This is a genomic window from Hyunsoonleella pacifica (assembly GCF_004310335.1).
Classification (GTDB): Bacteria; Bacteroidota; Bacteroidia; order Flavobacteriales; family Flavobacteriaceae; genus Jejuia; species Jejuia pacifica.
The window spans coordinates 537362-553162 of record NZ_SIRS01000004.1; the positions used below are offsets into that span (position 1 = coordinate 537362).

The following is a 15801-nucleotide window of genomic DNA, read 5'->3' on the forward strand; positions in this document are numbered from 1 at the left end:
ACTTTTAGTTAATGTTAACTCAATTTAAAATTTATGTATTTTCTGTCTCACACATAACACAAGCTTAAAAATCAATTAAACTTATTCATAGTAGTCTTTTGTTATTTCGTTCGAATAACTAATCGACAATTTAATTATGAAAAAGTACTACGTATTTTTATCCCTATCATTATTTTTTTCATTGCTTGGATTTGCTCAAAGTGTTAATATTCAAGGTACTATAACAGACCAAGAAGGTCTTGCTGTTCCATTTGCTAGTGTTATTATAGAATCTTTAAATAAAGGCACTATATCAGATGCAGATGGTAAATTTCTACTGGTTGACGTCCCAACGGGAAGTCAAACTGTTAAAGTTATGTATCTAGGTTATTCTAATGCAGAAAAAGAGGTAGCTGTAGAAGAAGGCATAACTATATCTGTGACCATCACATTAGAATCAAAATCTATTGAACTTCAAGATGTGGTTATTAATGGTTACAATAGCGGACAGGTTAAAGCTTTAAATGCACAGAAAAACAAACAAAACATCACAAATGTAGTCTCTACAGATCAAATTGGTAAATTCCCAGATGCAAATATTGGTGACGCAGTAAAACGTATTCCTGGAATTACTATGCAAGTAGATCAGGGTGAAGCCCGTAACATTATTGTTCGTGGTTTGGCCCCTCAATTAAACTCTGTTACTTTAAACGGAAGCCGTATTCCTTCAGCTGAAGGAGACAACAGAAATATTCAAATGGATCTCATCCCTGCGGATATGATTCAACTTATCGAGGTAAATAAAGCTGTAACTCCTGATATGGATGGAGATGCGCTTGGTGGCTCCGTTAACTTAGTAACCAGAACATCCCCAAACGGATTTAGAGTTGCTGCTACAGCAGGTTCTGGTGTTAATTTTATTACCAATAGACGTATAGTTAACGGTTCTTTCTTAATTGGGGACAGAACTGACGATGGAAAGTTTGGCTTTATGTTAGCAGCTTCAATCAATGATACTGATTTTGGTTCCGATAATGTCGAAGCCGAATGGGTAAATGAAGCTGAAAGTCCATTATCTGGAGAGGATATAGATGTTGATCCTTTTGTAGAAGAATCAGATATTAGAACATATTTAGTGCAACGTATCAGAAGAAGTTTCTCTGCTAATCTTGATTATACTTTTAACCCTAACAATAAGTTGTACTTAAAAACCATGTACAATTGGAGAGACGATAGAGAAAATCGTTATAGATTACGCTACCGTTCTATAGAGCCTATTTTTGAAGAAGGCACAGAAAACATAACGGGCTTTCAAGGCGAAATAAGAAGACAAACTAAAGGTGGTATCGATAATGACAGAAACCAAAATACACGTTTGGAAGACCAGCGCATGCAAAACTACTCTTTAGGGGGAGAACATTTAATTGGAAAGATGAAATTCGATTGGATGGGATCTTACGCAAGTGCTTCTGAGGAACGTTTAAATGAGCGTTATATTGAATATGAATTGGAAGAAACTGCAGATGGTAACCCTATACCTTTTTCAGCAGATTTTTCAAATACAAGATTTCCTGTAATTGTACCAGCTAATCCCAGTGATGCTATTCTTAGTAGATACAGCTTAAATGAAATAACAGAAGAAAATCAATTTACTGAAGAAAAAGATTGGAACTTCTTTGCTAACTTACAAATACCTTTAAGCCTTGTAAATGAGCAAGAAGGATTTATAAAAGTTGGGGGACGATTAAGATTTAAGGAAAAAAACAGGGATAATAACTTTTTCGAATTTTCGCCAGAATCCAGCATTTTTAATAATATGTCGCAATTGCCACTTGTCGATCAAACTAATGACGACTTTTTAGCTGGCAGTCAATATGTTGCTGGACCTTATGTAGATCCTGAATATTTAGGAACCTTAGATTTGCAAAATTCAGACTTGTTTGAGAGTGAATCCATAGTAGACGAATTTTTATCAGGCAATTATCTGGTAAAAGAAGATGTATATGCTGGTTACGCCATGATTAATCAACAGGTATCTGATAAACTATCAATTTTAGCCGGTATTCGTCTAGAGAATAGTGAAATTGAAACCACTGGAAACTTAGTTGTTTTTGATGAAGATGGAGATTTCGATCCTAACGCCTCTGGTGAGATTAAAGACGATAACTCTTATATTAACATTTTACCCGGTATACATTTTAAATATAATATTACTGATAATACCGTATTACGCTTTGCTTGGACAAACACACTAGCTAGACCCAACTATATTGATTTAGTACCGTTTAGAAATGTAGTTAGAGAGGATGAAGAGGTAAGCATTGGTAACCCAGAGTTAAGCGCTACAAAATCTATGAACTTCGATTTGATGGCAGAACATTACTTTAAAAGCGTGGGATTAATCTCTGGTGGAATTTTTCATAAGAATATTGAGGACTTCATTTATACATCACAGTTTACAGATAGCTCAACTGGGTTTGATGCATTCCAACCGCAAAATGGAGACGATGCCACTATTACAGGTATAGAAGTTTCTTTTCAACGTCAGTTAGACTTCTTACCTGGGTTTGCTAAAAATTTCAGCATTTTCTTAAACTACACCTATTTAACATCAAGTGCAGACGGCATTAGAAACGAAGATGGTGATGAACGTACAGATCTGGATTTACCTGGAACAGCACCAAACATGTTTAACGGCTCTATTTCTTATGGAGGAAAACGATTAAACTTAAGGCTATCTGCAAACTTCTCTGATGCTTACATAGATGAAATTGGAGGAAATGCTTTTGAAGATCGTTACTACGACGAGCAATTCTTCTTGGATTTTAATGCTTCTTATGCTTTTAATGACAATTTACGTTTATATGTAGATTTGAATAATATTACAGATCAACCTCTACGATACTTCCAAGGTGTTAAGAGCAGAACCATGCAAATGGAATATTATAGTCAAAGATTATCCATTGGTTTAAAGTACGATTTATTCAAAAGAAAGAACAAGTAATATATGCAAAAATACATCATAATTATAGCTGGATTACTGCTGGTATCATGTGCGAAAACGTTGCCTGTTGTTGCCCCTGATGTAATAACAGAAAAGACTTTACATGATACTGATGATCCTGCTATATGGATAAACCCAAACGATACTTCAAAAAGTATAGTTTTTGGTACAGACAAAAACACAGAAGGAGCAATTTATGCCTTTAATTTAAAAGGGGAAATTATTGAAGAAAAAACCATAAGAGGTTTGAAACGCCCCAATAATATTGATCTGGAATATGGATTTAAACTGAATGATTCCACCGAAGTAGATATTATTGTATTTACAGAAAGAGAGCGTCAGCAAATTAGATTGTTTTCTGTACCTGACATGAAACCTCTAGATAGCGGTGGCTTTAAAGTATTTGAAGATGCCAAACTACCCGAACACAACTTACCTATGGGTATAGCACTCTATAAGTCTCCAGAAACAAAAAAGGTTTATGCAATAGTAGGACGAAAAACCGGTCCTAATCATGGATATTTATACCAATATGAGCTTATCTCGGATAGTCTTGGCATTAAAGTAGAACTAGTGCGACAGTTTGGCGAGTTTAGTGGTAAAAAAGAAATAGAAGCCATTGCAGTAGATGATAAAAAAGGTATTGTTTACTATTCTGATGAAGGTCACTGCATCAGGAAATACTATGCCGAACCTTCAAAAACCGTTAATGAAATTTACTGTTTTGGAGGAGAATACTTTAAAGAAGATATTGAAGGTATCGCCATTGCAGATTATGGTAATAGAGCATTCTTAATTGTTTCTAATCAACAAGCACATACTTTTAATATATTTGATGCTAAAACCAATGCTTTTATTAAGGAAATTAATCTCGGCACTATTGAAACCGATGGTTGTGATGTAACTACAATTGCCTTGGGAGAAACCTTCCCAAATGGCTTATTTATAAGTATGAATAATGAAAAGAACTTTTACTTTCATGATTTAGCAAAACTTGAGCTAATGGAATAAATTCAACTTTTTTATAAGTATTAGTTTACCCTTTCTTTAATTTAGAAAGGGTTTTTTATTTTAATATGTCCCCTATAATTTTTAAATGATGATGCGTATGTAATCTTAAAAACCTGAGTGTTTGTTTTTTAGACAATGTACCAAAAATAAAATGTTTAAAATGATGCGCTTCATCTAGAGTACCGATACCATCTAGGAGACGTTTTGCTGTATGTAATTGTTTTTCTAAATCTTTCTCTAAAATAGTATTGGGTGGCACTACTATTTTTGGCGATTTTGCATTTCCTCTAGGAATATAGTTTAAACTAAAAAGAATAATGCGGCTTAAGTTGAAATTACGTTTGTAATGTTTTGGATTAGAATTAGCCATAGTGTTAAAAACGCCATTAATAACTTTCAAACTATGGTCTAATTGCCATCCTACAGAAACTTTAGAAACTGAAGTGTTTACAGCTCTAAAATGAGGCATAAAAGCTTCAATTTGTGATAACTGTACCCGTAATTTTTTAATATTTGTGTTTGGCATACCTAAATGTAAGCATATAATTCCAAAATATTTTAGTAACTTTAAGGTATTGCATTTGTAATCTTAGAGATGTTTTACCTTAAAAATTAATGCTTATGCTTCCCTTTAGATCAGAAATTAGAAACTCCCCAACGCAACCTACGATTAAAATTTTTCTTGGTGACGAATCGTTAGACACTAGAATAAAAAAACATTTAGAGCATTTTAACGAAGTAGATACTGTTGAAATTAGAAAAAGTGTAGAACGCAACCGAGTTGGAGAACATTTAACAGTATTCTTTAAAGATAATGTGGATGTGTGCAGAATGAAAACATCTATCGATTCTAGTTTGTGGTGGTATTTTGAAGAAGATTTAGTGGAATAAAGAATTTCTTGAAACCAACCATCCCCAGGGCAAGCCGTAGGAGTATTTCACTGGTTTCATTTTGCCTTTAAGCCAAAAATCGAAATTCTGTATTTTAGATTCCCGTATTCACGGGAATGACAATTTCAACTGAAACCCCGATGCAAGCATACGGGGAATTCCTTTTGATTAAAATATAAATTTTCACTTTTAACAATATAGTACAAAGCGTTTGAGTTATAGTTATAAACCAAACGCTTTTCTATTATCAAAGTATTACCTCTTATAATCATCTTTATGCTATGCTTTGGATGCAAACATTCTAAAGAAAGCTCTCCTACTATAGCTAAAAGCAATATTGTAAAAGTTAAAATCATTAAAGAAAGTCATCCTGTAATAGATAGTTTGAAATTAAATATCAATTACAAAAAAAGAGGTAATTACAATACCTTAAAAACACACATTCTAAAAAAAAGAACCCATTTTAAAATACTTTACAGCATCGATTCCACAAAAGCTATAGATAGTGCTTCTCATTTTATATATGATCAACTTATAAATAACATAGTACCTCATTGGTATGGGACTTCTTGGGATTTTAATGGACATACCAATATTCCTAATGTAGGCGATATAGCTTGCGGTTATTTTGTATCAACAACCCTAAAACACTTAGGTTTTAATATAAATAGATATAAAATGGCACAGCAAGCAGGTTTAATTGAAGCACAAGCTCTACAAGCTAAAGATAAACTAAAGCTATTTTCAAATGTATCCTTTGAAGTTTTAAAACAAAAATTGAACACTACATATACCAATGGTATTTATTTTGTAGGATTAGATAATCATGTGGGGTATATTTTATTAAAAGACAAAGAACTTTATTTTTTACATTCAAGCTATTATGATGATAAAGTGATGATTGAATTGGCAGAAACATCGCCATGTTTTAATTCTAATTTTTATGTGTTTGCTGAAATAACTACAAATAACACTTTAGTAAAAAAGTGGATTTTAAATGAAAAACTAGTAATACCTACTTCCTGATGCATCATATTTTATGTTTTATTGCGCTATTTCTTGTAAGCTTTGGTTTTAGTCAATCAAATTCTAACTACAAGAGCATTCATGTTTTTGTTGCCTTATGCGACAATATAAATCAGGGTATAGTTCCCGTTCCTGCTAAACTAGGAAACGGACAAGATCCTAAAAACAATCTATATTGGGGAGCTATGTTTGGTGTAAAAAGTTACTTTAAAAGAAGTAAAGATTGGACATTAGTATCGTCTATAAAAAATCCAGAAAGTCATATTCTAGAGCGTATTTTATTTAAACACTCCACAACAAACACTTATCTACTTGCTGATGCCTATGATGGTAAGCACATAAAACAATCCACAAAAGATTTTTTGGAGGCTACAGCTGGGCGAAACCCTATTAGCGTAACCAATGGAACCCAAAAATTCAAATTTGGAGGCAGTGCTAACTTAATAGCTTATATAGGACACGACGGGTTAATGGAATTTGATGTTACTGGCAATTTTGAACCGATTGATAAAAAAAACCGAGATGCTATTATTTTAGCTTGTGCAAGTAAACCTTATTTTAAACCGTATCTTAACTCAACAAAAGCAAACCCTTTAGTTTGGTCTACAGGACTAATGTCACCAGAGGCTTACACATTAAAATGGGCATTAGATGGTTGGGTAAAAGATGAAACAGATTTAGAAATTAGAGAACGTGCAGCAAAAGCCTACAATCATTATCAAAAATGTGGAATTAAGGGCGCAAAACGTTTATTGGTAACTGGATATTGACATCTACCATATCCAGATAATTCCAAAATATATTAATATCAGTTTTTAATATTACCTGATGCTCTAGCTAAAATACTTATCCCAAGAATTTCTTGACTACTGCTCATTTAATAAACGCGATAATTCGTCTAACTTAGGTGTTAGTATAACTTCTATTCGTCTGTTTTTTGCTTTACCTTCCTCAGTTGTATTAGTTGCGATAGGAGCGTATTCTCCTCTACCTGCTGCCGTTAAATTTTCAGGGTTTATGGCTGCATTTTCTCTTAAGATATTTACAATTGCCGTAGCGCGTTTGGTGGATAAATCCCAGTTACTAGTTAGCGCACCGTTACCAGAATAAGGTACATTATCGGTATGTCCTTCAATTAAAACTGCAATTTCAGGATTTTCAGCTAAAACATTACCTAGGCTTCTTACGGCCGTTTTTCCATCTGTATTTACTGCCCAACTACCTGATTGAAATAAAAGTTTGTTCTCCATAGACACATAAACCTTCCCGCCTCTTTGCTCAACAGTTAATCCTTTACCTTCAAAATCTGTTAAGGCTCTTGAAATAGCGTTTTTAAGCTGTGTCATTGCAGCATCTTTAGTTGCAATTACGTTTTCTAATTCCGCAATACGACTAGAACGCTCTTCTAAAGCTTTTTTCAATTTTTCTAGGCGCTCATTTTCAGCTGATAAAGCTTGCTCCTTCGCTTCTAACTGTGCTAAAAGCTCTCTGTTTTTTTGAGAGTTTTTAGCAATAGCTGCAGAGCTATTCTTTTCCAAAGCAGCATAAGATGCCTTTAAATTATCCAAATTAGATTTAGTTGCTGCGTAATCGCTTCGTAACTGATCTCGCTCTGCAACAGCTTCATCGTAAGCTGTTTTTAACTTATCAAGTTCATTTTCAGCCTTAGTTTTTCCAGCAAGTAATGATTCGTTTTCCTTATTCAATTTTCTATTTTCTTGCTTCAAAGTAGCATACTTGCTTTCCAAGTCTTTGTATACTTTTGGAGACACACATGAGGTAATACTTGCAAACACTAAAGCTATTAATACACTATATTTAATTTTCATTTGGGTTATTTTTTACTGATTTATAGGTTTAATTTTCTATTTCTACTAATATTGGACAGTGATCGCTATGCACTGCTTCGGTTAGTATAACGGCTCTTTTTATATTTTCTTGTAAAGGTTGCGATACCATAGCGTAATCTAATCGCCAACCCTTATTATTCGCTCTTGCATTAGCACGATAACTCCACCAGCTATATTCTTGTCGCTCAGGATTAATATACCTAAAAGAATCTACAAATCCACTATTTATAAACTGTCCAATCCATTGACGTTCTTCAGGTAGAAAACCTGAAACACCTTTCATTTTTGGGTTATGAATATCTATTTCTTCATGACAGATATTATAGTCTCCACAAATTACCAAGTTAGGCACCTCTTTCCTTAAATCATTGATGTATTCTTGAAACATAGCCATATAATCCAATTTATGTTGTAATCGTGCATCGTTTGTCCCAGATGGCAAATACAAACTCATCACAGAAACACCATCAAAATCTACTCGTAAATTACGCCCTTCAAAGTCCATAGACTCTATACCCGTACCATATTCTACATGGTTAGGTTCTATTTTACTTAAAATAGCAACACCACTATATCCTTTTTTTTGAGCACTAAACCAGTAGTTATAGGTATAGCCTGCTTCTTCAAACAAACTTAAATCCAATTGTTCTTTCATGGCTTTAATTTCCTGTAAACAAATCACATCTGGATTTGCACTTTTTAACCAATCTATAAAACCTTTATTTATAGCAGCACGAATACCATTAACATTGTACGATATAATTTTCATTTTTCCTTTTTATAAAATGAGAAACCCAAATAAATTTAATTAAACACAAAATTTGTTACAAACACTTTTGCTATTTCAGCTAAAATAAATAATACCTTACTTTTACGCTATATTTAATCAAAGGAGTTTTAACGAATTCTATTAACAAAATATTTTAAGCTAATCTTAGTTTAAATACCTAATGAAGTATGTCCTGCTATTTATGTTTGTGCTAGTAAGTTTTGGTAGTTTTTCCCAAAACCAAAACCCCAAATACAAAACTAAAAAAGTAGCTATTCGTGATACGATTTTTGTAGATAGCGTAAGTATAAATTCTAGTTGGTTCTCTATTAAACCAAAAGATGATAATATTATAGATTCTTCTTTTTATAAAATTGACTTTTCTACTGCAAAACTTATATTTAAAAAGCCCATTAACACAGATTCTATAACCATCAATTATTTAAAATTCCCTGAATTTCTCACTAAAACTTATAAGCAATTGGACGAAAGCATTATTGTAAAAAATAATGATGCCACAGAAAAACTCTACCAACTCTCTCAGCCTAATACTTCAAGAAACTTTGTGCCTTTTAATGGGTTAACCACATCAGGTAGTATTTCTAGAGGTGTAACTGTTGGGAACAATCAAAACTCAGTACTTAATAGTGAATTAGATCTACAAATAACTGGTAAATTAAATGATAAAGTTTCACTAAGAGCATCTATTCAAGACGCAAATATTCCGCTACAAGAAAGCGGTTATAGTCAACGTTTAGATGAATTTGACCAAGTATTTATAGAATTATTTAGTGACAATTGGAACATTCGGGCAGGTGATATTGATTTGCAAAATAATAATTCATTTTTTGGTGCTTTTTCTAAACGCGTACAAGGGTTATCCATTAATGCTAATTTAGGTGGTAATACTTCTCAAACCAACGTGTTTGCTGCTGGGGCTTTGGTTCGCGGTCAATTTACCACAAGTCAATTTATTGCTCAAGAAGGCAACCAAGGTCCCTACAAATTACAGGGTCAAAATGGTGAGTTATTTGTACTCATTGTTTCAGGTAGCGAAACAGTTTATGTAAATGGTGTGGTTGCAGAGCGTGGTGAGGACAAAGATTACATCATAGATTATAACGCAGGAGAGATTATTTTCAATACTACTTTCCCTATAACTTCTGAAATGAGAGTTACAGTAGATTATCAATTTAGCGATCGAAACTATTCTCGTTTGGTGGCTTATGGTGGTGGAAATTACAGTAGTGAAAAACTAAAAATAGGTGTTTCTGTATACTCTGAAAATGATGCTAAAAATCAACCCTTACAACAAAACTTATCAGAGAGTCAAGTACAAATTTTATCAAATGCTGGAGACGATAGAACGCAAATGATTGCGCCATCAGAAATTGAAGAATCTTTCAGCGAAAATAGAATTCTATATAGAAAAGAGCTGGTCGGAGCGAATGAAATTTTTGTATTCTCCAACGATCCAAATGATGAATTGTTCAGGGTGTCATTTACGCTTGTGGGGCCAAATCAAGGCGACTATGAGCTATCTAACACCAATGCCATAAATAATATTTATGAATATGTTGGAGAAATGCAAGGCAATTATGCGCCAATTGTGCAGCTTATTGCGCCTGTAAAATTACAGATGGCAGTTGTTAATGGAAACTACACACCTTCAGAACACACCTCAGTTGCTTTTGAACTTGCAGGTAGTAAAAACGATTTGAATTTATTTTCAAGTTTAGATGATGATAACAACGACGGTTTTGCCGGAAAAATTAATGTAGCACAAAACCTCATCAAAAAAGATAGTCTATGGAATATAGATGCCTATGTAAATGCTGATTATATTCAAGATAACTTTAGAAGTATTGAAATTTTATACAATGCCGAATTTAACAGAGATTGGAACCTAGAACAGCCTAGAGGCAATCAACGCGTAAGAGATCTTGGAAGTCAAACCTTTTTAAATTCAGGTATAAATCTTTACCATTACAAAAAAGGACGTATCAATTATGAATTTGAATATTTAGATTTTACCAAAGGATTTAGTGGAAACCGACATATTATAAATGCAGATTTATTTTTGAAAAATCTTAGAATTAGTTCTAAAACTAGCGTTTTAGATGCAGAATCTAGCATAAACAAATCATCCTTTTTACGATCTCATAATGTTATTAGTTATGGGATGAAAAAAAGTTGGACAGGTGCAAAATTTTCTATTGAAAACAATGTGCAAACTCAAATCGCTACTGAAACTTTAACACCCTTAAGTCAAAAATTCACATCTTATGAAGGCTTTTTAGGCGTTGGAGATAGCACAAAAATATTTGCACAAATAGGTTACAAAAAGAGAGTAAATGATAGTATTAGAAACAATCAATTACAAAAGGTAAATACATCTAACACGTTCTATATAGATTCAAAAATTATTCAAAATAAAAACACAAATCTATCTCTTTATGCTAACTACAGAACTTTAAATCATGAAGACAATACTATACAAGATGAAAACTCTTTAAACTCAAGATTACAATACAACCAAAAACTGTTTAAAAATATTATACAAAGTAATACAGTTTTTGAAACCAATTCTGGAACGCTACCCCAACAAGATTTTACTTATGTTGAAGTTGAACCTGGACAAGGCACATATACTTGGATAGATTATAACAACAATGGCATTCAAGAATTAGAGGAATTTGAGATTGCTCAATTTCAAGATCAAGGCTCTTATATACGTGTGCTATTACCAAACCGTGTATTTATCAAGACACATCAAAACAGGTTTAGCCAAACACTAACCATAAATCCATCTCAATGGCGTATTTCAGAAAAAAAATCTCAAAAATTTTGGTCTCATTTTTATAATCAAACTAGTTATTTAATTGATAGAAAAATTCAAAGAAATGGGAATAATTTTAACTTAAACCCTTTCAAAAGTGATGCGGACAATCAATTGGGTTTGCAACTTAATTTTAGAAATGTATTATTCTTTAATCGAGGTAAGCAAAACTATACAACCTCATACACGTATCTTTCAAATAAATCTAGCAATACCCTCTCAGTTGGGCTTTTAGAAAATAACCTAAGAAGCCATCAATTAAATTTTAATCATAAGATAAAAGAAAATTGGTTAATAACACTTCAATCTGTAATAGGTTCAAATGAGAGTTCCAGCGAAAACTTCACAAGCAAAAATTTTAAATTTGATGAAGCCCTACTCAATCCTAAACTATCATACCTATTTAATGAAAATAGTCGTTTTGATGTGTTTTATCAATATACTGTAAAAGACAACACTATTGGAAATTTAGAAAACCTAAAACAACAGAAGTTTGGTTTAGGCTTCAATCTATCAAAAAATGAAAAAGGTGCTATAAACGGAGAAGTTAATTATTTTTCTAACAACTATACGGGTAATCCAAACACACCTGTAGCATTTCAAATGCTGGAAGGTTTACAGCCGGGAAACAACTTTACTTGGACACTATTAGCGCAAAAGAAATTAACCAAGTTTTTAGATTTAAATTTGAGTTACTTTGGCAGGAAAACCGAAACTAGCCGAACTATCCATACAGGGAATATTCAATTGAAGGCTTATTTTTAATAACTAAAAAAGACCCATGGAAATCATCCATGAGCCTCTTTATATACTTATTTTGAAGTATTTATTTAAACAGACGCCTTCATTAGCTCCCTATTCATTCTAGCAATATTGTCTAACGAAATTCCTTTAGGACATTCAACCTCACAAGCACCAGTATTAGTACAGTTACCAAAACCTTCTAAATCCATTTGTGCGACCATATTTTTTACACGATCAGCTGCTTCAACTTGCCCTTGAGGTAATAATGCATATTGTGATACTTTAGCGCCTACAAATAACATCGCACTAGAGTTTTTACAAGTAGCCACACATGCACCACAACCAATACAAGTTGCAGCATCCATAGCCTCATCTGCTGCATGCTTAGAAATTGGAAGCGCATTAGCATCTTGAGTATTTCCCGAAGTATTTACCGAAATATACCCCCCTGCGTGTTGAATTCTATCAAAGGCACTTCTATCTACAACTAAATCCTTAATTACAGGAAACGCAGCTGCTCTAAATGGTTCTATAGTAATAGTATCTCCATCGTTAAACATTCTCATGTGTAACTGACATGTTGTAATACCCCTATCTGGTCCATGAGCTTCTCCATTAATATACATAGAACACATGCCACAAATACCTTCACGACAATCATGATCGAAAGCAACGGGTTCATCTCCATTAGCAATTAATTGCTCATTCAAAACATCCATCATTTCCAAAAAAGACATGTGCTCTGAAATATCAGTTACGTTGTAACTTTCCATCTTACCTTTAGATGTTGCATCTTTTTGACGCCAAATCTTTAATGTTAAATTCATTCCTTTTCCTGACATAACTTTCTTATTTATAAGACCTTTGTTTTAGTTCAATGTCTTTGAATTCTAATTCTTCTTTATGTAAAACCGCATCAGCTGGTTCTCCTTTATATTCCCAAGCAGAAACAAAAGCAAAATCTTTATCATTACGTTTAGCTTCTCCTTTTTGTGGCCCTGATTCTTCAGCAGATTCTTCTCTAAAATGTCCACCACAAGATTCCTCTCTTGTTAACGCATCTTTTGCAAACAACTCGCCCAATTCTAAGAAATCAGCAACACGACCTGCTTTCTCTAATTCTGGATTCATTTCGTTTGCACCACCTGGAACTGATACTTCTTTCCAGAATTCTTCACGAATGGCTTTTATTTCAGCCATAGCTTCTTTTAAGCCTTTTTCGTTACGAGACATTCCACATTTATCCCACATTATCTTACCTAGTTTCTTATGGAAATAATCTACCGATTTGGTCCCGTTATTATTTACAAAGAAATCTATTCTACTTTTTACTTCTTTTTCAGCTTCATCAAATTCCTTAGTATCTGTTGGAATTTCACCTGTTCTAATATCATCTGATAGATAATCTCCGATAGTGTAAGGCAATACAAAATAACCATCTGCTAAACCTTGCATTAAAGCAGAAGCTCCAAGTCTGTTTGCACCATGATCAGAGAAATTTGCTTCACCAATACAGTACAATCCAGGAACGGTAGTCATTAAATTATAATCTACCCAAACACCTCCCATAGTGTAGTGCACTGCAGGGTAAATCATCATAGGTGTTTTGTATGGATTCTGATCTACAATCTTCTCATACATCTGAAATAAGTTACCATATTTAGCTTCTACTATTTTCTCACCAAGTGCTATGACTTTATCCTTCGACGGGTTATCAATACCTTGTATTTTAGCTTGCTCTCTACCATAACGCTCAATAGCTGCCGCAAAATCTAAATATACCGCTTCTCCTGTGGCGTTTACACCGTAACCAGCATCGCAACGTTCCTTGGCTGCTCTTGATGCCACATCACGAGGCACTAAGTTTCCAAAAGCTGGGTAACGACGCTCTAGATAATAATCTCTTTCTTCTTCTGATAAGTCTGTTGGTTTCTTTTTACCTTCTCTTATAGCGATAACATCATCCATATTTTTAGGTACCCAAATACGTCCATCATTACGTAAAGATTCAGACATCAATGTTAACTTAGATTGATAATCTCCTGAACGTGGAATACATGTTGGATGGATTTGTGTATAACATGGGTTAGCAAAATATGCTCCTTTTTTGTGAATTTTCCACGCTGCTGTAACATTACTACCCATCGCATTTGTGGATAAGAAATATACATTACCATAACCACCAGAACCTACAACAACCGCATGTGCTGAGTGACGCTCAATCTCACCAGTTACTAAATTACGTGCAATAATACCTCTTGCTTTTCCATCTACAATTACAACGTCTAGCATTTCGTGACGATTAAACATCTCAATCTTACCACGTGCAATTTGACGATTCATCGCAGAATAGGCGCCTAACAATAATTGCTGACCTGTTTGTCCTTTAGCATAAAAGGTTCTTGAAACTAATACACCACCAAAAGAACGGTTGTCTAACAACCCACCATAATCACGTGCAAAAGGCACGCCTTGTGCCACACATTGATCTATAATATTTGCTGAAACTTCAGCTAAACGGTATACGTTTGCTTCTCTAGAGCGATAATCCCCTCCTTTAACAGTATCGTAAAACAGTCTGTATGTAGAATCTCCATCTCCTTGGTAGTTCTTTGCTGCATTAATACCACCTTGAGCAGCAATGGAATGTGCACGACGTGGGGAATCTTGATAAGCAAAAGCTTTAACATTATATCCCAATTCCGCTAACGTAGCGGCTGCAGAACCTCCTGCCAAACCTGTACCAACAACGATGATATCTATATGACGTTTGTTGGCTGGATTTACTAGATTGATTTTATTTTTATAATCTGTCCATTTATCTTTAATTGGACCTTTAGGTACTTTTGAATTTAAAGCCATAATTATATTAAGATTAATGGTGAGGATTAAGATGATGATAAAGCGCTATAATAACAAAACCTAACGGAACTATTATTGAATATGCCTTACCTATAGTTTGTAATGTTTTTTTACGACCTGCTGAAGAACCAACAGATTGGAACGCTGATGTAAACCCATGCGCTAAATGCAAGCCTAAAAGCACAAAAGAAATTACATAAGCACCAACTCTAAGTGGGCTATGAAACTTCTCTACTAGTTCATGAAAATATCTGTACTCCCCATTGTGCAAACCAGACATATCTCCTACAATATATTTTGTATTAATTTCAGGAATCCAAAAATCGATAAAATGTAGAATGATAAAGGCTAAAACTACCAATCCACTATAAATCATATTTCTACTTACCCAACTAGAATTAGCACCGCCATTATTCTTTGCATAAGATACACCGTTAGCTTTTTTATTCTTCAACTCTAAGATAAATCCCATAACAAAGTGAAAAACAACTGCAAAAATTAGCACTGGTTGTAACGCAAATTGCACTAAAGGATTTGTTCCCATAAAATGAGAAACTTCATTAAAAGCATCAGGACTTATTAGTGATAATAAATTAATTGCTAAATGTTGCAGCAAAAAAAACATAAGGAAGAACGCTGATAGCGCCATGGCTACTTTTCTTCCAATCGAAGATTTAAAAAATCCACCCATTGTTAAACTATATATTTTAGAATTGCAAAGGTAATTACAGACACATTCTTAGACAAATAACAAATGTCATGTTTTTGTTATTTAGAACGATTTTAAGTAATAATACTTAGTTTTTAGCAAAAACTAAGTACCCCT

Annotated in this window: 12 protein-coding genes; 6 read left to right on the top strand and 6 right to left on the bottom strand. The window is 33.6% G+C overall.

Annotated elements, in window-relative coordinates; all coding sequences use genetic code 11:
* Positions 1–136: 136 nt before the first annotated feature.
* Positions 137–2983: a TonB-dependent receptor gene (locus EYD46_RS11735; protein ID WP_174719902.1), complete on the top strand. Its 2847-nt coding sequence runs from the start codon at positions 137–139 to the stop codon at positions 2981–2983.
* A 3-nt stretch (positions 2984–2986) separates the two neighbouring features.
* Positions 2987–3994: a phytase gene (locus EYD46_RS11740; protein WP_130937337.1), complete on the top strand. Its 1008-nt coding sequence runs from the start codon at positions 2987–2989 to the stop codon at positions 3992–3994.
* Positions 3995–4049: 55 nt separating this feature from the next.
* Here the strand turns inward: EYD46_RS11740 and EYD46_RS11745 are convergent, their stop codons facing one another.
* Positions 4050–4520 (bottom strand): DUF1569 domain-containing protein, encoded by a 471-nt coding sequence (locus EYD46_RS11745; RefSeq protein WP_130937338.1) that lies wholly within the window; start codon positions 4518–4520, stop codon positions 4050–4052.
* Positions 4521–4615: 95 nt separating this feature from the next.
* Between EYD46_RS11745 and EYD46_RS11750 the strand changes: the two genes are divergently transcribed.
* From EYD46_RS11750 to EYD46_RS11760, 3 genes are all read left to right on the top strand, one after another.
* A complete protein-coding gene (locus EYD46_RS11750) occupies positions 4616–4885 on the top strand; it encodes a hypothetical protein (RefSeq protein WP_130937339.1) in 270 nt (89 codons plus the stop codon).
* A gap of 276 nt (positions 4886–5161) precedes the next feature.
* Entirely contained in the window at positions 5162–5911 is a 750-nt protein-coding gene (locus EYD46_RS11755; RefSeq protein WP_130937340.1) for a hypothetical protein, read from the top strand.
* Positions 5911–6681 (top strand): hypothetical protein, encoded by a 771-nt coding sequence (locus EYD46_RS11760; protein WP_174719903.1) that lies wholly within the window; start codon positions 5911–5913, stop codon positions 6679–6681. The genes EYD46_RS11755 and EYD46_RS11760 overlap by 1 nt, the downstream gene beginning before the upstream one ends.
* A 96-nt stretch (positions 6682–6777) precedes the next feature.
* Here the strand turns inward: EYD46_RS11760 and EYD46_RS11765 are convergent, their stop codons facing one another.
* Entirely contained in the window at positions 6778–7740 is a 963-nt protein-coding gene (locus tag EYD46_RS11765; RefSeq protein ID WP_130937341.1) for an OmpA family protein, read from the bottom strand.
* Between the two features lie 28 nt (positions 7741–7768).
* Positions 7769–8530, bottom strand: coding sequence for an exodeoxyribonuclease III (locus EYD46_RS11770; RefSeq protein ID WP_130937342.1), 762 nt, complete (start codon positions 8528–8530; stop codon positions 7769–7771).
* A gap of 181 nt (positions 8531–8711) precedes the next feature.
* On the opposite strand from EYD46_RS11770, the gene EYD46_RS11775 reads away from it, so the two are divergent.
* Positions 8712–12134, top strand: coding sequence for a hypothetical protein (locus tag EYD46_RS11775; RefSeq protein ID WP_130937343.1), 3423 nt, complete (start codon positions 8712–8714; stop codon positions 12132–12134).
* Between the two features lie 65 nt (positions 12135–12199).
* Here EYD46_RS11775 and EYD46_RS11780 read toward each other — a convergent pair whose 3' ends face one another.
* Genes EYD46_RS11780 through EYD46_RS11790 form a run of 3 tightly spaced genes read right to left on the bottom strand, consistent with a single transcriptional unit; the run spans position 12200 to position 15666 of the window.
* Entirely contained in the window at positions 12200–12940 is a 741-nt protein-coding gene (locus EYD46_RS11780; RefSeq protein ID WP_130937404.1) for a succinate dehydrogenase/fumarate reductase iron-sulfur subunit, read from the bottom strand.
* Positions 12941–12962: 22 nt separating this feature from the next.
* On the bottom strand, positions 12963–14975 hold the full coding sequence (locus EYD46_RS11785) for a fumarate reductase/succinate dehydrogenase flavoprotein subunit (protein ID WP_130937344.1): 2013 nt from the start codon (positions 14973–14975) through the stop codon (positions 12963–12965).
* A gap of 13 nt (positions 14976–14988) precedes the next feature.
* Positions 14989–15666 carry a succinate dehydrogenase cytochrome b subunit gene (locus EYD46_RS11790; protein ID WP_130937345.1) on the bottom strand — a complete coding sequence of 226 codons (678 nt, stop codon included), beginning with the start codon at positions 15664–15666 and terminating at the stop codon, positions 14989–14991.
* Positions 15667–15801 lie beyond the last annotated feature (135 nt).